Consider the following 17,593-nt stretch of genomic DNA (forward strand, 5'->3'; position numbering starts at 1 on the left):
CATGGGGCACATCGAATTCACTCCCACCCGTGAACAGCTGGCCTACACCTTCGGTGGCGCGGCCCCGCTGAAGACTGTCCGGCCCGGCGACGTGCTCAAGCTGTGGTCCGAGGACGCTTTCAACCACGCACTGACCTCCGTCGACGACATCTCGTCCGAGAAGGTGGACCTGCGGTTCGTCAATCCGCAGACCGGGCCGTTTTACGTTCAGGACGCGGAACCGGGCGACACCCTGGCGATCCACATCGTGGACCTCACTCCCGCCCGGAACTGGGGTGCTTCTGCGACGATTCCCTTCTTCGGCGGCTTGACCAGCACCGATCGGACCGTGTTCCTGCAGGAATCCTTGCCCGATACGACGTGGATCTACCATCTGGATACGGAACGGCAGACCGTAGGTTTCCAAGCACGGTTCGGCGACTTCGAAGTGGCGCTGCCCCTGGAGCCGATGCTGGGCACCATCGGCGTGGCACCGCCCGGAGCTGAAGTCCGTTCATCGCTGGTGCCCGAGCGCTTCGGCGGCAACATGGATTCCCCGGAGGTCAAGGCCGGCACCACTGTCTACCTCGGAGTGAACGTCGAGGGCGCGCTCTTTTCCCTTGGCGACGGGCACTACCGGCAGGGCGAAGGCGAAGCCTGCGGCACCGCCGTCGAAGGCGCGATGACCTCGACCATCATTGTGGAGCTGATCAAGGGTGGTGCGCCGGCGTGGCCGCGGTTGGAGACTGATAGTCACTGGATGGTGGTTGGGTCGTCCCGTCCGATGGAGGATTCCTGGCGTATCGGGCAGGTGGAATTGATCCGCTGGTTTGAGGACCTGTTCGGCCTACACCCCATGGACGGCTACCAACTGCTCACCCAGACCGCCCTGGCGCCGGTGGCCAACGCCGTCGACGCCAACTACAGCGTCGTGGTGAAAGCCGCGAAGTCGCTGTTTCCCGCGGCCCAGGCGTTCGACGGCATGCACGCTGAGCTGCGGAACCGCGCAGCGCAACTTTAGGAGACGGACATGGATCTACAGCTCGGCGGGTTGACGGCGCTGGTCACCGGAGGCACCAGGGGTATCGGACGGGCGATCGTCGAGACGTTCGCGGCCGAGGGGGCCAACGTGGCTTTTTGCGCCCGCGACGCCGGAGAAATCGAAGGGACGGAAGCGGCGTTGGCGGACAGCGGCGGTCGGGTGGCGGGCACCGTGATGGACATGGGAAACGCCGACGACGTCGCCCGCTGGGTCCGTGCGTCGGCTGAGGGTTTTGGCGGGATCGACATCGTGGTCAGCAACGTCAGTGCCCTGGCCATCCCGGACACCGACGAGAACTGGGAGGCTTCCCTCCGGGTGGACCTGATGGGCACAGTCCGGCTGGTGAAGGCCGCCATGCCGCATCTGGAACAGAGCGAGGCTGCCTCCATCATCGGAATCTCGAGTGTGTCCGGCCGGGAGGTGGATTTCGCCTCCGGCCCGTACGGCACCGTGAAGACCGCCATCATCGCCTACATGGCCGGCCTGGCGTTCCAACTGGCGGAAAAGGGGATCCGCGCCAACACGGTATCTCCGGGCAATACGTACCATGAGGGCGGGGTCTGGCCGAGCATCGAGCTGGATAATCCTCAGCTGTACGAACATGCCCTGGGCCTGAACCTGACTCCGCGGATGGGCAGACCTGACGAGGTGGCCAATACGGTGGTGTTCCTCGCGAGCCCGCTGTCCAGCCGGACCACCGGAGCGAACTTCCTGGTCGACGGTGGTTTGTCCCGGGGGATCCAGGTCTGAAGGGGGTCTCACGGCAACCCGGCCGAACACCTCCCTCCATCGCCGGTCCTTAAATCTCCACCGACGCCGTCTGAGCACCACGGAACGGCGCCATCGCAGCAGCCTCCTCCTGGATCGCGGTCCTGGTGGCCGAAGACAGCGCGGTGAACGGCTCGACCCGTACTGTCAGCCGCCGGCCGTTCTTCCGTGGCCGCCAGATGCCCACGACCTCGCCGTCGGCCAGGATCACGCCGGGGTTGCCGACGGTGCGCCAGACCTGGCGCTGCAGGGGCGGGTCCGCGATGATGCTTTTCCGATCCCTGGTGGAGAGGTAGGGGTCATACGGCGGAAGCAGCCGGGCGCCGGCCGGTTCGGGACAGTCGTGCAGCGCCTCGGCGTCCGCGGCCAGTGCCCAGGCCCGGGACCGGCCGTACTGCACCTCGATCAACTCATCGGCCAGCAGGTCCCAGCTTCGCGACGCGTACGCGGGTGACACCCCGGCCCATGTGGCGAACTCCCGCTCCGTGCTTGGCGCATGGCAGCGCAGGTAACGCCGGACCAGTTCTGCACGGGCACGGGAATGATCCCAGCCGGGAAGCGGGCTACCCAGCCACTGCCTGGTGAGTGCGAACCGGGCAGCGCCTTTGTCCGTGGGTACGAAGCAGACCGTGCCATGCAGCCCCGCGACATAGAGTGCGAACCGGACCAGGCTCTGCCCGTACGTGTTGCTGCCGAGGCCATCGGGATCCTCCCACGGACCGGTCCGAACCGACGGCTGCTGCGATGCGACGTCGTCGGCCAGTGCCACGCCCAGCTCGTCCTTGGTCAGCCCGCGACCGTCCAGACCATCCAGCACGCGGGGGAGTGCGTCCAGGACGTGGTCCACCGCCGCTGCCGCGCTCAGCCCGAACGCCGCCAGATGATTTTCTGCGCCCCGGATGAAGGACCGGCACGATTCCTCGTCGTCGGGGATGAGCCCGGTTGTGAACACCGGGGCGTCCTCGACGCCGACGACGTGCGGGGCGCCCCGCAGGCTCCAGACCTGCACCAGGTTCCTGTCCTCGGACAACGCGGCGTCGACGTCGTCCGGCGTGAGCCCGTCGAGGCGGACGCGCAGCGATTGGGCAGCCGAGCCCGGGGGACTGTGCTGCACGCCGATCGCCCCGGCGACCTCCGGCAGCGCGCAGCGCGGTTCGGGCCGGGTAAGCCGGTGTCGTGCGAGGCGGAACCGGCGGGCGTGTTGCTGATCGACCGCAATCATCCGGCCAGCCTACCGCCGGTCGACAATTCGACGCGGCGCAGTTGACCTATTGGCCGGTGCGAAGCTGCGCCCGGGTCCGGGCTGCAAACTTCCTGTCAAAGGGTGCGTCGTTCCGCTGAGGAGTATTCCGCGGCCTTCCAAGTACAAAGTGGCCGGATTCGGCGTTGTTTACTCCCGGTGGGAACGACACCCCATGTTCGGCCGGGCAGGGAAACTTCGCTTGGGACTGGACGAACCGCGCTGTCTCCCCATTTCCTCCTGCCTGTAGGAACGGCGCGTGGACATCCGGATGGGAATCGGCAGATCGGCCTGGCCCTCCGGCACGATGCCAGGCCCTGCCCACCGGCACGATGCCAGGCCCTGACCTTACTTCAGCGGCCAGCCGGTATAGGCCTCCGCGAGGTAGCTGGACCCGGCGCGGGATGAGACGACGGAGGACAGTTCGCCCAGTTGGCGCTTCTTCTCGAATTCCGAACCGTCCGGGTGCTGGTGCAGCATGCTGGTCATCCAGTAGGAGAAGTTTTGCGCCTTCCAGACCCGCTGCAATGCCCGGTCGCTGTAGGCATCGAGCAACTCAGAGTTCTTCGAGTTGAAGTACGAATCCAATCCTTCGTGCAGCACCTTCACGTCCGCCAGGGCGAGGTTCAGTCCCTTGGCGCCGGTGGGAGGGACGGTGTGGGAGGCGTCGCCGGCGAGGAACAAGTTGCCGTAGCGCATGGGTTCGCACACGTAGCTGCGGAATGGCAGCACCATCTGCTCGAAGATCCGCCCGGTCTTGAGGTGGAAGCCGTCCTGGCCCCCCATCCGGGACTGCAGTTCCTCCCAGATCATCTCCTCGGTCCACGTGGAGGCGTCCTCGTTGGGGTCGCACTGGAAGTACATCCGCTGGATCTTATCGGTGCGTTGGCTGATCAGCGCGAATCCGCGGTCGGAGTGGGCGTAGATCAGCTCCGGGGCGCTGGGCGGTGCTTCGGCGAGGATGCCGAACCAGGCGAAGGGGTACTGAATGAAGTAGTCCTTTCGATGTTCGGCGGGGATGCTCTTCTTGCAGATGCCGCCGGAGCCATCGGAGCCGACGACGACGTCGCAGTGGACTTCCCAGGGCTGGCCGTCGACGTCGGTGAAGTGGATCTTGGGGGTGTCGGTTTCCAGGTCCAGCACACTGCTGTCCGACGAGCTGTAGCGGACATCGCCGCCGGTGCGGTGCCGGGCTTCAGCCAGGTCGGTGAACACCTCGTTCTGCGGGTAGAGCCAGACGGATTCGCCCACCAGGTCGAGGAAATCGATGCGGTGGTTGCGGCCGTCGAAGCGCAGCTCAATGCCGTCATGCCGGTGGCCTTCGCGCAGCACCCGGTCGGAGGCGCCGGAGTCGACGAGCATGTTCACGCTGCCGTGCTCCAGGATGCCCGCCCGCTGGGTGGTGCGGATGGTTTCGTGGCTGCGCGATTCAACCACCGTGGAGTCGATTCCGGAGGTGTAGAGCAGGTGGGAGAGCATGAGCCCGGCCGGACCTGCGCCGACGATGCCGACCTGTGTCTTGACGATTCTGCGTTCCACCAGCGGTTTCTCCTTCTCACGATTGGGACTCCGGCCAGTGTGACCGCAGGCACCGGCCGGGGCGATGACCATTCCCATTCAATGCGAACAGCAGGCACGAATTGGTGGCCGGCGCCGTCGTACTTCTATTCTGGCGCGACGGCCCGGGCAATACCACGGGCCGCCGTCATCAGCGCCGGCACTGTCGCCGGGATATTCTCCTCGCCGGCGGCAACCACTACACCAAGCGCCGCGATGACATCCTGTGGCCCCGGCACAGGCACCGCGATGCCGGTGGTGTCGGCGACAACGTAACCGGCCAGCGCCGCGTAACCGGACTGACGGACTCCCGCGAGATCACGGCGCAGCCGGCCGGCGTCGACCGTGTCAGCATTCCGCAGCAGATACGCTTCCTGCTTCTGGGGCGGCGAGTGGGCGAGCAGCACCATGCCCGACGACGACACATGGACCGGCAGCCTGCCTGCCACCTTCGCCTCGTTGACCACCGAGTCCCGGCTGGAGAGCCGCTCGACGAACAGCACCTCATCGTCCTGCAGCACGGCCAGCTGGGTGTGCTGCCGGATCACCGCTTGGACGTCCTCCATGAACGGCAGGGCCGACTGCCGCAGTGACAGCACTTCCGAGCTGCGGCTGGCCAGCTCCCATAACCGCAGGCCGAGGCGGATCCGGCCGTCCGGTTCCCGGCGCAGCACGCCCTCGTTCACCAGTTCATTGACCAGCCGATGGGTGGTGGCCAGTGGAATGCCGGCGCGCTTGGCCAGCACCGCGACACTCATGGCGGGCTTCGAGTGGTCGAAGGACGAGATGATCCGCATCAGCCGGCGGATCATCGAGTCTCCGGACGGGGAGTTGGCCATGCTTCGATTATTGCTTATCTTCGAGCGCCACTTGCGGCAGCCTGCGGTCGAGCCAGCCGGGCAGCCACCAGGCGCGGTGGCCGAACAGCCGCATCGCGGCCGGCACGATCAGGCAACGGATGACGACGGCGTCGAGCAGTACGGCCGTGGCCAGCCCCAGGCCGAATTGCTGCAGCATCCGGTCGGGGAAGAGGACGAATGCCCCGAACACCACGATCATGATGGCCGCCGCCGCGGTAATGACGCCGCCGGTGGCTGCCAGCCCTTCCCGTATCGCCCGTGTGGCGCTGCCGGTGCGGCGCCATTTCTCGTGCATCCGTGACACCAGGAAGACCTCGTAATCCATCGACAGGCCGAAGACGATGGCGAAGATCATCACCGGCACGAAGGCCTCGATCGGCCCGGGCGGCACCCCGAACCATCCGTACTGGAACACCAGCGTGATGACGCCCAGCGATGCCCCGATGCTCAACAGGTTGAGCACGGCTGCCTTGAGCGGAATCAGGATGGAACGGAACACCAGCATCAGCAGCAGTGCGGAAAGCCCCACCACGGAGGCGATGAAGGCCGGCATGCGTTCCGAGACGGCGGACGAGAAGTCGATGGCGGCCGCCGTCGTGCCTCCCACCAGATAATCGGCGCCGGTCCCTTCGGCCACCTCCGGCAGCACATCGGTGCGCAGTTCGGTGACCAGCCGGGCGGTTTCCTCCGACTGCGGGGCGGTCTCCGGGAAGGCAAGCAGCGTGTAGTAGCCGTCGTCCTCCAGCGGCTGCGGTGGCGTCACCTCTGCCACACCGGCGGTCGAGGCAAGCGTATCCCGCGCTTCGGCGGCGGCCTGCGCGTCACCCTCGGTCAGCACAACGAGCGGCCCGTTGAAACCAGGTCCGAAGCCCTCGGCCATCGTCTCGTACGCCTGTCGGGTGGTGGTGTCCTTGGCGTGGGTGCCGGCGTCGGCGAAACCCAAATGCATGCCCAGCGCCGGAATCGAGAGCGCCACCAGCGCGGCGGTGGCCGCGAGCAGCGCCGGCCACGGATTGCGCTGGACGACCTCTGCCCAGCGCCGCCAGCCGGCTCCGTGCTCCCGCTTCGAACGGGCAGCGTGTTTGTGAATGCTGCGCTCGAGCCGCTGCCCGAAAATGGTCAGCAGCGACGGCAGCAGGATGATCGCCGCCAGCATGGTCATCAGCACCGTCAGGGTCACCGCCAGCGCCATGCCCTGCAACGAGCTGAGCCCGAGCAGCAGCAATCCCAGCAGCGCGATGACAACGGTGGCGCCGGCGAACAGCACCGACCGGCCGGCGGTGTTCAGCGCGGTCCGCGTCGCCTGCCTCCGGTCCGCCCCGGCCAATAATTCGCTGCGGTAGCGGGAGAAGATGATCAGCGCATAATCAATACCGACGCCGATGCCCACCAGGATCAGTACCGGTGCGGTGTAGTCGGGAATAGAGAATATGTGGGAGGCGAGCATCACCAGCCCGAGGGTGCTGCCGACGGCGAAGACCGCGGTGATCAGCGGCAGGGTTGCGGCCAGCAGCGAGCCGAACATGAAGACCAGGATGACCAGCGCCGCCAGCATCCCCGCTCCTTCGGCCGCGCCTCCCGACGATTCCTGGGCGGCGGCGACGGCGTCTCCACCCAGCGCGACCTGCAGGCCCTGCCCCTGGGCGGATTGCGCGGTGTCGATAATTGAACGTACGGCGTCGCCGGGGACCGCTGCCGCCTGGCCATCGAGGGTCACCGTGGCAAATCCGATAGTGCCCTCGTCGGAGACTGATCCCCGGTTCGGGGTCGGAGCGGTGACATCGGCAACGTGGGGGAGGGATTCGACGTCGTCGAGCATGCTGCTGATCCGGCTTTCGGCCGATGCGATGCCGTCCTCGGCCTCCATCACGATACGGACGGAATCGTTGGCCTGCTCCGCACCGTGTTCCTCGAGGGTCTGCCGCAGCTGCTGCGATTCCGTGCCGGGGATCGCGTAGTCGTTCTCGTAATCGGCCCCAATGACGGTGGAGACGCCGGTGACGGACAGCAGCACGGCGACCCAGGCCACAAGGGCCAGCCAGTGGTGCTTTTGGGACCACGCCGCCAGTCGTTCCATCCGGCTCATGTCATGGGAGGTTTCGTTGGAGATGGTGCTTTGGGCATGCATCAGGATGCTCCTCCTTCCGGTACTGCTCCCTCAGGTACAGCAGGGATCCGAACGACGACGGCGGTCGGCCCGTCTTCGGGGGAGTCGATGCCCAAGGTGCCGCGGAGCCCGGTGAGGCGTTCCTCGATCCCGTGCAGTCCATGTCCCGGCTGCAGGCTCGCTCCGCCATGGCCGTTATCGACCACCTCAAGCCGCAGCACCCCGTCGGCCTGGCCGTCGTCGGGCACGTCCCAATCCAGCCTCAGCACAGCACCTGCGGCGCCGGAGTGCTTGGCCACGTTCGTCAACAGTTCGGCGGCGATGAAATATGCGTTCCGCTCGATCTCGGGACTCAGCCGCAGCCCGGCATCGAGGTTGTTTTCCAGCCGGACGGGCACCGGGCACCGGGTGGTGGTTGATTCCAGCGCAGGGATCAGGCCGCGGTCCTGCAGGATCGGTGCGACCAAACCGCGCGAGAGCGCCCGCAGTTCCTCCAACGCGTCTCCGGTCTGGCTGCGGGCCTCGGCCAGCAGCGATTGCGCGTCGGCCGCATCGCCGGAGGCCACCTTGCGCTCGGCGGCGGCCAGATCCATCTGCATGCGGATCAGCCGCTGCTGCGGGCCGTCGTGAATGTCGCGCTCCAGCCGGCGTACAGAAGTGTGCTCGGCCGACACGGCCGCGCCCCTGGAAGTGTTCAGCTCGGTGACCTCCTGCTGCAGTTCCTGGATACGTCGCCCGCCGAGCATTCCTTGGGCGATGCCATGGTGGGCCAGCACCAGCCCGTGGGTGACAAACGGAAGCACGGCCAGGAAGATCAGTCCGATCACGAACACGAACAGGTTGTCAGCCAGCGCGGAATCGAATGGCGGCCCTCCCGGGGAGAACGGGCCACGGTCATCCTGCCCCTGCGGAACAAATTGATTCCAGATCCAGTAGGTGACGCCGCCGAGCCCGGCCGAGAGGACAAACACGGTGACCACCCAGGTGACGATACTGACCACCGGATTGATGATGATCCCGTGCAACAGGTACAGCCAGTAGTGGGAGGTGGCAAACGGCGAGAAGGTCCGACGCCATGCGGACGCGTCGCCGGCAATCCATCGTGGCGGGTCAATGGCCGGCTGTCCCGCCCAGCGCAGCCTGGTCAGCTCGACCGTCCCGAAGGCCCGGGCCGTATAGAGGGCGCCGAGGAGCAGGAAGACGCCGACGTAGATGATCAGCGTTCCAACCCCGGTGACGAACAGGGTCAGCAGAATTGTGTATCCGACGACGGCGACAGGCCAGGCAGGCAGCAGGAAACCGAGGTGGCGCGGCACCCCGGTCCAGAGTTGCTTGTAGAAGGGGCCAGGCCCATCCGGCGTCTTGCCCGGCTGTGTTGCAACGCCCATTATTGTTCTGCTCCTCGCATTGGTCTGAATGTATATATCCAGTCTCGCGATGGGAGCTTCCGGGCAACATCCCGGCATCACCCGGATTCATCCGGGGGCTATCCCCCGCATGCAGGGACATCCGGGCGTCTCAGCGCTAAGTCCGCCAGTACCTCAGCGCTGCAGCCACCTCAGCACTGCCAGCACCCGGCGGTGGTCGGAGTCGGAACCTTCCAGGTTGAGCTTCTGGAAGATGGACGTCACGTTCTTCTCCACGGCGCCGACGCCGATCACCAGGTCCGACGCGATCCCCGTGTTGGTGCGTCCCTCGGCCATCAGCTTCAGCACGTCACGTTCACGCGGTGTCAAGGCCGCCAGCGGATCGGCCTGTCGGGCCAGCAGTTCACGCACCACCTGCGGATCGAGCACCGTGCCGCCGCGGGCGATTCGCGAGATGGCGTCGGTCAGTTCATCAAAGGAAGCCACCCGGTCCTTGAGCAGGTACCCCAGGCCGCCATATCCGGCACGGCCGCCGCCGGCGTCGAGCAGTTCTTTGGCATAGGTCCCCTCGACATACTGGCTGAGCAGCAGGATGCCGACTTCGGGAATGCGGCGGCGGAGTTCGATGGCGGCCCGGACGCCTTCGTCACGGTACGACGGCGGCATCCGAACATCCAGTACGGCAAGATCGGGGCGTAGTTCTTCCACCTGGGCGAGCAGGTCGGTGGCATCCCCGAGCGCGGCGACAGTTTCGAACCCCGCCTCGTCGAAGAGACGAATCAATCCCTCCCGCAACAGCACGGAGTCGTCAGCCACCATAATGCGCAGTGGCGCGGTTGAGGGGGCGGGTTGGGGCATGCGACCAGACTATTGCCGTTGGCCCTCAGCCGACAACGCCGCTCGGGGGCGGTCGGGCCGGTGACGAACGCTGAAGATACGTCCGTCCCGCCGCTAATGCCGTGCGGGATCAGCCGTGCCTGCCGCTCCTGGCCACCGTTCGTCAGCGCCGCTCAGCGAGGATCCAGCGGGGGATCCTCATCGGGCTCGGGCGGGGCCGGACCGGGTTCCGGATGCCCGGGTTCCGGGCCCGGCGATGGTGCCGGTTCCGGACTCGGCGGTCGCGGTTGTGTGGGGTCCGGGTATGGTTCTTCCGGCGGCTCTGGAATGGTCATTTGGATGCCTCTCAGACGAGTACCGTACATGCGGTTGGCTCCAGCGCCAGACTACAACTCGTATTACCCGGGGACAATGGTGATCTTTACGTAAATACGGAATTACGTAATACTGAAGCTATGAACCACCAGGAACCCTCGGAAGGGGAGATGGCTTCGCGTGTGCGGAAGCTGGAGGAGCGGGTGGCCGCGCTGGAAAGCCGCGCTGCCCCGCTCGGCGAGTCCGCCGGACACCGCGACTCTGCCGGGTACGCCGCCCCTGCCGGGGATGCTGGAGATGCTGCCGTTGCCGGTGATGAAGCCGGCACCGCGCAGTCCGAAACACCGCCGGCCCCGCCGGACGCCAACGACACCTTCTGGGTGCTCAACGGATTGAAGAGCCGTATCCCCGACCCCGGGGCAGTGGTTTTTGCCGGGGCGGTCACGGGTGAAGGAAACCGGCATTACGAATTCCAATACGGGCTGACCACCGATGCCGTGCTGGAGCTGGACTGGTCGGGTTTCGCCGGCTCGTTGGCCGCGTTGGGCCATCCCGTCCGGTTGCGGATTCTGCACGGTGTGCTGGGCGGGACCGGGACCGTTGCGGGTCTGGCCGAGGAGCTGGACGCCGGAACCACCGGTCAGCTGTACCACCATGTGAACCAGCTGGTGTCGCAGGGGTGGCTGGTCGCAGCAGGCCGCGGGCATTACCAAATCCCCGCTGGTCGTGTGGTGCCGTTGCTGGCCATTGTGGCGGCGGCTGGAGTTTAAGGTGCGAAGGGGGCGTGAGATGCGACGACGCAGACGGCTTGTCCTGGCGGTCATCACCGCGGCCGGGGTGCTGGCTGCGGGGATGACGTTCGCCCCCTGGCACCCAACGCTGAGCAGCAACCAGACCGGCGACCCGGCATTGGCCGCGAAGGTGGAATCGCTGGTGGATGGGCCGGCACATCACCTCAGTGTCGCCGTCGTCGACGATGGCAATGTGCGGTACGCCGGTTTCGGCGCCGACCGGGCCACCGAGTATGAGATTGGTTCGATCTCCAAGACCTTCACCTCCGCGCTGCTGGCCGACGCCGTCGAACGTGGCGAGGTGGCGCTGGACACCACCGTCGCCGACATCCTCGGAAACGTGCTTCCGGCCGACTCCCCAGATTCCGCCGATTCCGCCATCGCTGAGGTCACGCTCGCGGAACTGGCCAGCCACCGCTCGGGACTGCCGCGGCTGGCCGGCGGTTGGACGCTGGTGAAGACAGTGGCGCTGGGCAATTTCCTGCATAAGGACCCCTACACCGCCGCGCCGCGGGAAGTGATCGAAATGGCAGTGTCCTCCGGCCTCGATGATCGGGGTACGGTGCAATATTCCAACCTGGGCGCGGCCTTTCTGGGGCAGTTGCTGGCGAAGGAGATCGGACAGCCATACTCCGAACTGGTCGAGCAGCGGATCTTCGAGCCACTGTCAATGTCGCAAAGCTACGTGCCGGTCACGGCCGACAATTTGAAGCCGGATGCGCCGACCGGCATGACGGCGGGCGGGCTACCCGCGGCCGCCTGGACCACCAACGGCCATGCTCCGGCCGGCGGGATTCGCTCCACCGCCGCGGATATGGCCGCTTACGCCCGGGCGCTGCTCGATGGGTCCGCGCCCGGCGCCGCGGCGATGGAGCCCAGATGGGAGGCCGACGACGTCGGCGAGCGGGTTGGGCTGGCATGGTTTACGACGACGGCCGGGGCGGGGAACCCGGTGACATGGCACAACGGCCAGACCGGTGGGTTCGCCTCCATGATCGCCCTCGACCGTCAGGCGGGGCGCGCCGTCGTCGTACTCAGTGATGTCGCTTCCCCTGTCGATGAACTGGCCATGGATCTGCTCCGCGCTGGCGCCGGAGGCACCTGATGCTGCCGACGTTGATCGCCTGGTTCCTGGCCGGAATTCTCGCGTGGTCCAGCGCCCGGGAAGCGGCGCGCTGCTGGGGATGGCGGAGGTGGTCCACCGAGCCGGACCGGAGCAGCCAGGCGGCAGATTTGTTGGATGTGGTCTGTACCGCGGCGTTCTTCCGCCTGGCGATTAACTGGGAGACTGCATCGATGGTGCTGTGGCTGCTGTCGGCCGTGGCGCTGGCCGCAGCTGCCGGGGGGCTGGTCTGGCGGTGGGGGGAAATGCGCCGCGACGACCGGCCAGGGACAAGGCGGATCGTCATCCGGCTGGTGGTGCTGGCGGCTCTGGTCGGCGTCAATTGGTTCGCCGGGTAGGCACCGCTCACGCTGATATCCGAGCGGGGTCACCGCCGAAATCAGGCCCAGGTTACCCGCACCCGCACATTCAGTTCGCTGCGGCGGGCTCTTTGCTGCGCGTACTCTGCTCGGTGGCGTTCCGGCGGGCGTAGGCCCGGGCGGCGCGCACGCGGTCACCGCAACGGGTGGAGCACCAGTGCCGCCGGGCGTGGGTGCGCACCATGTAGCGATTGCAGGACGGTGCGCTGCAGGCGGCGACGATGCCGGCATCGGGGCCGGTCAGCAGGTCGGCCAGGTCGGCGGCGAGGGCGGCCATGGCATGTTCGACAACCTGGGTGGCCGGGTGCTCCGCTACGCGGTGCAGGCCGTCGTCGTCGTTCCAGTGCAGCAGCGAGGCACTTGGAACTGTGGTCAGGGCTTCGTTCACCGCCTGCAGATCGGTCTCTGAAGGGGCTTGATTGTCCGCGCGGGCTGCGAGCAGTGCGCGGGTGTGCGTGCGGAGGCTATGCAGCCGGTTCACGCACACGTCCCACAATTGCGCGTTGGCAGGCGCGAGGTCCCGCTCCACGAGCCATTCGGTGGCGGCGGCGGGGGTGTCCAGTGAATCGATGATGCGCTCGCCGGGGAGGGATGCGGCGCTGTTCGCGAAGTCCAGCGACACGTGCTCATCGGTGCCGGGAGCCGGGGGAAGTGGGTGATCGGTCATGTACCTCATGGTACAGGTTGTTGTTTAGCGTGAGAACCGCGTAGACTCTCTCATGTATAAACAACCAGTTTCCCGTGAGGTGCTTTTCGTGTCCAGTATCAATACCCCAAACGATCAGGTCCCGGTCCGTGTATTCGGTGGTCCCACCGCACTCGTCGAGTACGGCGGGCTTCGCTTCCTGACCGACCCAACCTTTGATGGCCCGGGCGACTATCCGCTCGGTGACCTCACCCTGACGAAGACGGCTGCGTCGTCCATCGCCCCGGCGGATCTGGGTCCGGTGGATGCCGTCCTGCTGTCCCATGACGAGCATGCCGATAACCTCGACACCTCGGGTCGCGCGTTCCTCTCAAGGGTGCCGCTTACGCTGACCACGCCCAGCGGTGCAGGCCGGTTGGGAGGCGCGGCCCGTCCGCTGGCTCCGTGGGATTCGGTCGAGCTTGACCGCCCGGGCGGCGGCAATGTCACGGTCACCGGCATGCCCGCACTGCATGGTCCCGAAGGCAGCGAACCGACCGTGGGTGAGGTCATTGGATTCCTGCTCACCGCCGATGATCTGCCAACCGTGTACGTCAGCGGCGATAACGCTTCGGTCGACCTCGTGCGCGAAATTGCCGACCACCTGGGCCCGGTGGACACCGCGGTCATCTTCGCCGGCGGCGTCCGCACCCCAATGTTCGACGGCGCGCTGCTTACCGTCGACGGAACACGTGCCGCCGAAGTGGCCCAAATCCTCGACGCGCGACGCGTGGTGCCCGCTCACGTGGACAGCTGGACGCACTTCACCGAAGGTCGCGACGAGCTCGTCGCCGCCTTCGAGGCAGCCGGAATCTCCGACCGACTGCAGCTGAACTAACTCATCCCAAATACGAAAGACCGGCAAATTCATGACTCACGGAACCCGCCTCGGCTCGCCCCCCGCACCATTATCAGTCCTCGATAGCGCCATGACGGGTACCGGATACACGGCATCCGATTCCCTTGCCTCAATGATCCGGCTCGCCGAGCTGGCCGACCGGCGCGGGTTCACCCGCTTCTGGATGGCCGAGCACCACTCCATGCCCAGCGTCTCGACGTCGTCCCCGGCAGTCATCCTGGGCCGGCTGAGCGCCCATACCGAGCGCATCCGGCTGGGTTCGGGCGGGGTGATGCTGCCCAACCATGCTCCGCTGGTGATCGCGGAGCAGTTTGGCATGCTCGACGCCCTCGCACCGGGCCGGATCGACCTGGGCGTGGGCCGGGCTCCCGGCACCGACCACCAGACCGCTGCGGCCCTGCGCCGCGATCATGGCTCCGGAGACGACTTTCCCCAGCAAGTACAGGAACTACTCGGCTTCCTCGGCGACGACTTTCCGGAGAATCACCCGTACCAGTCCGTGCACGCGGTGCCCGGACCGTGGCAGAACCGGGAACATGGTGTCGCCGCGATGCCGGCAGGGCCGTCCGTATGGCTGCTCGGTTCCTCGGGCTACTCCGCCCAGCTCGCCGGCCAGCTCGGCCGCCCGTATGCATTCGCCTACCAGTTCGGCGGGGAGAATGCCGCTCCCGCACTCGAACTGTACCGGCGGTCCTTCCGCCCTTCGAGTGTGCTGGCGGAGCCGTATGCCGCCATCAGTATCGGCACCATGGCCAGCGAGGACGAACACGAGGCGCGCCGCCAGGCCCGCACTTTCGCGTTCAGCATGCTGCGGATGTTCCAGGGCAAGTCCTACATTGTCCCGACTCCTGAGGCCGTCGAATCCTACGATCCGACGCTGCAGGAGCGCGAGATCCTGGACAGCTGGACCGACCGCGTCATGCACGGCACGCCCGAAAAGGTGACCGGGCAAATCGGCCGGCTGCAGGACCAAGCCGAAGCCGACGAGATCATGCTCTTGCCGGTGGCCCACTCGCTCGAGGCGCAGTACCGCTCCACCGAGCTGATCGCCGACGCCTACGACATGCCTGCGTCTGAGGCGGAAGATGCTGGCACTCTGGCAGCTTCCAGCCAGGGGTAAGGATTGAGCCCGGGGCCTCGGTCAGCTGAGCTCTGCCTCGCTCCGGAGAACACAGAACTCGTTTCCTTCGGGATCCGCGAAGACGACCCATCCGCCGTCGGACGTTCTCAAGTCCTCAACGACTGTGCCGCCGAGGCCGAGGATTCGCTCGACCTCTTCGTCCCGGGGCCGGTCGGTTGGCCGGAGGTCGAGGTGCAGGCGGTTCTTGGTCCGTTTGCCTTCCGGGACCTCGATGAAAAGCAGTGGCATGGCGCCGTCTGGGGCGAAGATCATACATTCTTCGTGCCCTGGTTCGTTCGGGTCCTCGGGATCCTGGGCGTATCCGAGCACATCGGCCCAAAACAGGGAAAGCTGGTAGGCGTTGGAACAATCAATGCTGGTGTGGGAGATTTTCGACGTCATGGACCAAGCCTAGAACCGACGGCGGGCGAGTCAACGTTCCGGCGAGGAGTACAACAGGCCGTTCCACGGCACGAATGGGCCGGAATTGGGCTGGAATACTCCCCGGAGGAACCGGACGGCTTTCCGGCGGCGAACCGCACGACCGTATCGGGCATGGAAAGTCGGGTATGGAAGTGGTCTGCCCGCATAGCGTGAATGGTGTGGAAGGGAATATGGACGGACTGAACCAGGCGATGGAGTACATCGAGCACCATCTGCGCGAGGAAGTGAAGGTCGCCGAGCTGGCGCGGATTGCGCAGACCTCGGAGTACCACTTCCGGCGGATGTTCTCCACGCTGGCCGGGATGCCGCTGTCGGAGTACGTACGACGACGGCGGCTCACCTCCGCCGGCGCACGGCTGATGTCGGGCGAGGGCACCTTGCTGGATATAGCCGTCGACCATGGGTACGGCTCCGTCGAGGCGTTCACCCGGGCTTTCCGGGCGCTGAACGGCGTCGGGCCGCAGGAGGTGAGGCAGACCGGGGTGTCCATCCGTTCCCAGCCACGGCTTACATTTCATCTCACGTTGGAAGGAAGTGATCCGATGGATTACCGGATTGTTGAAAAGGACGCGTTCCATGTGGTCGGGTTCAGCCGGCGTGTTCCGCTGGTATACGAAGGTCCGAATCCGGCCATTGAGGAGTTCATCCGCGGCTTGGATAAGGAGGCGATGGCCCGCGTGGCGCAGCTGTCCGACCAGGAACCGCGCGGCGTCGTCGCCGTCGTCGATAATCTGGCCGGTGAGCGTGCCTCTGCGCCGGAAGGCACCGAACTGGACTATTACCAAGGCGTGATCGCCAGCGAGCCGGCCGAGGAATACGGCGACCTGGCCGTGGCGCCGGGCACGTGGGCGGTGTTCGAGCGGTCGGGGCCGGTGCCGGAGTCGATCCAGTACCTCTGGCGGGACATCTACACTCAGTGGTTCCCCTCGAACCCGTACCGCAGCGTTCCCGGACCGGAGCTATTGCGGACCGAGTTGTCGGAGGACGGGACGCAGGGCACTTATGCGGTGTGGATTCCGGTCGAACGCGAGGACTGACTGCTGCCGGTCCGGACGGGGCGTGAAGGTAGCGGCCGTGGATCCAGCTACTTCAGTTCCACCTCCACAAAGGCGAACACAGCGTCGGTGGTGTTGATGACGTTGTGTTCGCCTCCGGCGGGACGAGAGTACGAATCGCCGACGACCAGGTCGCGGGTTGCCTCGCCGTCGGCGGTCTCGTAGGTCATCGTTCCGGCAATGGTCGGCACGACGACGTAATCCAGCTCGTGCCGATGCCAGCCGGTCCGGGTGCCGGGAGGGAACTGCCACTTCGTCACCCGGACGCGGTCGTCGTCGAGCTGCACCGTGGCGGTGGCCTGGTCGTAGGGTGCGGAAGCTGGTTCAGTATTTCCAGCCGAATCGGGTGCCATATCCGGATCCTAACGCAGTGCCCGAGGTCCGCTGTCAGCATGAAGTCGCAGAACGCTGGACGACGGGTGCACGTTGCGAAACGCCGGTGGTGGGCGCGGGTTGAGATGGTATCTGAAATATAAAGAATCTAAAAAGTATAAAGGCATCTAAAAGGGGAGTCCGTGCGAAATCCGTTTAAGCCAAGCGCTGGTGCCCGTCCTCCGCTTCTTATCGGACGCGAAGACATGCGGCAAGATTTCTCCGATAGTCTCGACGACGGCCCCGGTGCGCCGGGACTGCTTTCTATTTTCACCGGCCCCCGGGGTGTCGGTAAGACCATTATGCTCAGCGAGATCGAGGACGAAGCCATCGAGCACGGCTGGATTGTCGTGACGGAGACAGCCACCGAAGGATTGACTTCTCGTATCGGCGAAAGCATCCGTACCGCCAACGAAGAGCTCGGTGAAGGATCGCCGGGGCGCAGGGTTACCGGTGTCACGGTCGGGCCGCTCCGGGTGGAAACGCAACTGCCGCCCGAGAAGCCGCTGAACTGGCGCCGCACGGCGTCCGAATTGCTGGCGAATCTGAATAGGCAGGGGACCGGGTTGTTGATCAGCGTGGATGAAATCCATGCCGTGGATCGCACCGAATTGTCGGAACTGGCAGCTGTGGTCCAGCACCTACGTGAATACCTGCGTGAACAGCCCGGCTATGGTGTGCATATTTCGGCGGTGCAAGGCCCATGAGCTATC

Annotated in this window: 18 protein-coding genes; 9 read left to right on the forward strand and 9 right to left on the reverse strand. The window is 66.0% G+C overall.

The annotated features are described in order from the left end of the window. Position 1 precedes the first annotated feature (1 nt). Both H535_RS0112105 and H535_RS0112110 read left to right on the forward strand, forming a co-directional pair. On the forward strand, positions 2-1,000 hold the full coding sequence (locus H535_RS0112105) for an acetamidase/formamidase family protein (protein ID WP_026819760.1): 999 nt from the start codon (positions 2-4) through the stop codon (positions 998-1,000). 9 nt (positions 1,001-1,009) lie between these two features. Further along, the gene (locus tag H535_RS0112110) at positions 1,010-1,771 is read left to right on the forward strand and encodes an SDR family NAD(P)-dependent oxidoreductase (protein ID WP_026819761.1); all 762 of its coding nucleotides are present in this window, start codon (positions 1,010-1,012) and stop codon (positions 1,769-1,771) included. A gap of 49 nt (positions 1,772-1,820) precedes the next feature. On the opposite strand, the gene H535_RS25095 is transcribed toward H535_RS0112110, so the two are convergent. The 6 genes from H535_RS25095 to H535_RS0112140 all read right to left on the reverse strand — a co-directional run bounded on the left by H535_RS25095 (position 1,821) and on the right by H535_RS0112140 (position 9,778). Beyond that, the gene (locus H535_RS25095; protein WP_051299123.1) at positions 1,821-3,011 is read right to left on the reverse strand and encodes a winged helix DNA-binding domain-containing protein; all 1,191 of its coding nucleotides are present in this window, start codon (positions 3,009-3,011) and stop codon (positions 1,821-1,823) included. Positions 3,012-3,377: 366 nt separating this feature from the next. Next, on the reverse strand, positions 3,378-4,568 hold the full coding sequence (locus H535_RS0112120; protein ID WP_026819762.1) for a 4-hydroxybenzoate 3-monooxygenase: 1,191 nt from the start codon (positions 4,566-4,568) through the stop codon (positions 3,378-3,380). A gap of 125 nt (positions 4,569-4,693) precedes the next feature. After that, a complete protein-coding gene (locus tag H535_RS0112125) occupies positions 4,694-5,425 on the reverse strand; it encodes an IclR family transcriptional regulator (protein WP_026819763.1) in 732 nt (243 codons plus the stop codon). Positions 5,426-5,432: 7 nt separating this feature from the next. Next, entirely contained in the window at positions 5,433-7,574 is a 2,142-nt protein-coding gene (locus H535_RS0112130) for an MMPL family transporter (protein ID WP_211236585.1), read from the reverse strand. Beyond that, complete coding sequence (locus tag H535_RS25100; protein WP_051299124.1) at positions 7,574-8,941, reverse strand: sensor histidine kinase; 1,368 nt, start codon at positions 8,939-8,941, stop codon at positions 7,574-7,576. The genes H535_RS0112130 and H535_RS25100 overlap by 1 nt, the downstream gene beginning before the upstream one ends. A 153-nt stretch (positions 8,942-9,094) precedes the next feature. Further along, a complete protein-coding gene (locus H535_RS0112140) occupies positions 9,095-9,778 on the reverse strand; it encodes a response regulator (protein WP_026819765.1) in 684 nt (227 codons plus the stop codon). Between the two features lie 434 nt (positions 9,779-10,212). On the opposite strand from H535_RS0112140, the gene H535_RS0112145 reads away from it, so the two are divergent. From H535_RS0112145 to H535_RS0112155, 3 genes are read left to right on the forward strand one after another with little or no spacing between them, the layout of a single operon-like run. Next, complete coding sequence (locus tag H535_RS0112145; protein ID WP_026819766.1) at positions 10,213-10,842, forward strand: winged helix-turn-helix domain-containing protein; 630 nt, start codon at positions 10,213-10,215, stop codon at positions 10,840-10,842. A 19-nt stretch (positions 10,843-10,861) separates the two neighbouring features. Continuing rightward, a complete protein-coding gene (locus tag H535_RS0112150; protein WP_026819767.1) occupies positions 10,862-11,968 on the forward strand; it encodes a serine hydrolase domain-containing protein in 1,107 nt (368 codons plus the stop codon). Continuing rightward, on the forward strand, positions 11,968-12,324 hold the full coding sequence (locus tag H535_RS0112155) for a hypothetical protein (RefSeq protein ID WP_026819768.1): 357 nt from the start codon (positions 11,968-11,970) through the stop codon (positions 12,322-12,324). Before H535_RS0112150 ends, H535_RS0112155 begins: the two co-directional genes overlap by 1 nt. 70 nt (positions 12,325-12,394) lie before the next feature. On the opposite strand, the gene H535_RS0112160 is transcribed toward H535_RS0112155, so the two are convergent. Beyond that, positions 12,395-13,012, reverse strand: a complete 618-nt coding sequence (locus H535_RS0112160) for an ABATE domain-containing protein (protein WP_245580280.1) — start codon at positions 13,010-13,012, stop codon at positions 12,395-12,397. Positions 13,013-13,100: 88 nt separating this feature from the next. On the opposite strand from H535_RS0112160, the gene H535_RS0112165 reads away from it, so the two are divergent. Continuing rightward, positions 13,101-13,868 (forward strand): MBL fold metallo-hydrolase, encoded by a 768-nt coding sequence (locus H535_RS0112165; RefSeq protein WP_245580281.1) that lies wholly within the window; start codon positions 13,101-13,103, stop codon positions 13,866-13,868. Between the two features lie 31 nt (positions 13,869-13,899). Continuing rightward, positions 13,900-15,009 carry an LLM class flavin-dependent oxidoreductase gene (locus tag H535_RS25105; RefSeq protein ID WP_051299126.1) on the forward strand — a complete coding sequence of 370 codons (1,110 nt, stop codon included), beginning with the start codon at positions 13,900-13,902 and terminating at the stop codon, positions 15,007-15,009. A 21-nt stretch (positions 15,010-15,030) separates the two neighbouring features. Here H535_RS25105 and H535_RS0112175 read toward each other — a convergent pair whose 3' ends face one another. Beyond that, positions 15,031-15,411 (reverse strand): VOC family protein, encoded by a 381-nt coding sequence (locus H535_RS0112175; protein WP_026819771.1) that lies wholly within the window; start codon positions 15,409-15,411, stop codon positions 15,031-15,033. A 212-nt stretch (positions 15,412-15,623) separates the two neighbouring features. Here H535_RS0112175 and H535_RS0112180 point away from each other — a divergent pair, with 212 nt between their 5' ends. Beyond that, positions 15,624-16,490: an AraC family transcriptional regulator gene (locus H535_RS0112180; protein WP_035769463.1), complete on the forward strand. Its 867-nt coding sequence runs from the start codon at positions 15,624-15,626 to the stop codon at positions 16,488-16,490. A gap of 47 nt (positions 16,491-16,537) precedes the next feature. Here H535_RS0112180 and H535_RS0112185 read toward each other — a convergent pair whose 3' ends face one another. After that, positions 16,538-16,861, reverse strand: a complete 324-nt coding sequence (locus tag H535_RS0112185; RefSeq protein WP_081416641.1) for a cupin domain-containing protein — start codon at positions 16,859-16,861, stop codon at positions 16,538-16,540. Positions 16,862-17,023: 162 nt separating this feature from the next. Between H535_RS0112185 and H535_RS25110 the strand changes: the two genes are divergently transcribed. Further along, the gene (locus tag H535_RS25110) at positions 17,024-17,587 is read left to right on the forward strand and encodes an ATP-binding protein (protein WP_245580284.1); all 564 of its coding nucleotides are present in this window, start codon (positions 17,024-17,026) and stop codon (positions 17,585-17,587) included. Positions 17,588-17,593: the final 6 nt, after the last annotated feature.

Origin of the sequence: Arthrobacter castelli DSM 16402, assembly GCF_000430705.1 — a bacterium.
Taxonomy (GTDB): domain Bacteria; phylum Actinomycetota; class Actinomycetes; order Actinomycetales; family Micrococcaceae; genus Arthrobacter_C; species Arthrobacter_C castelli.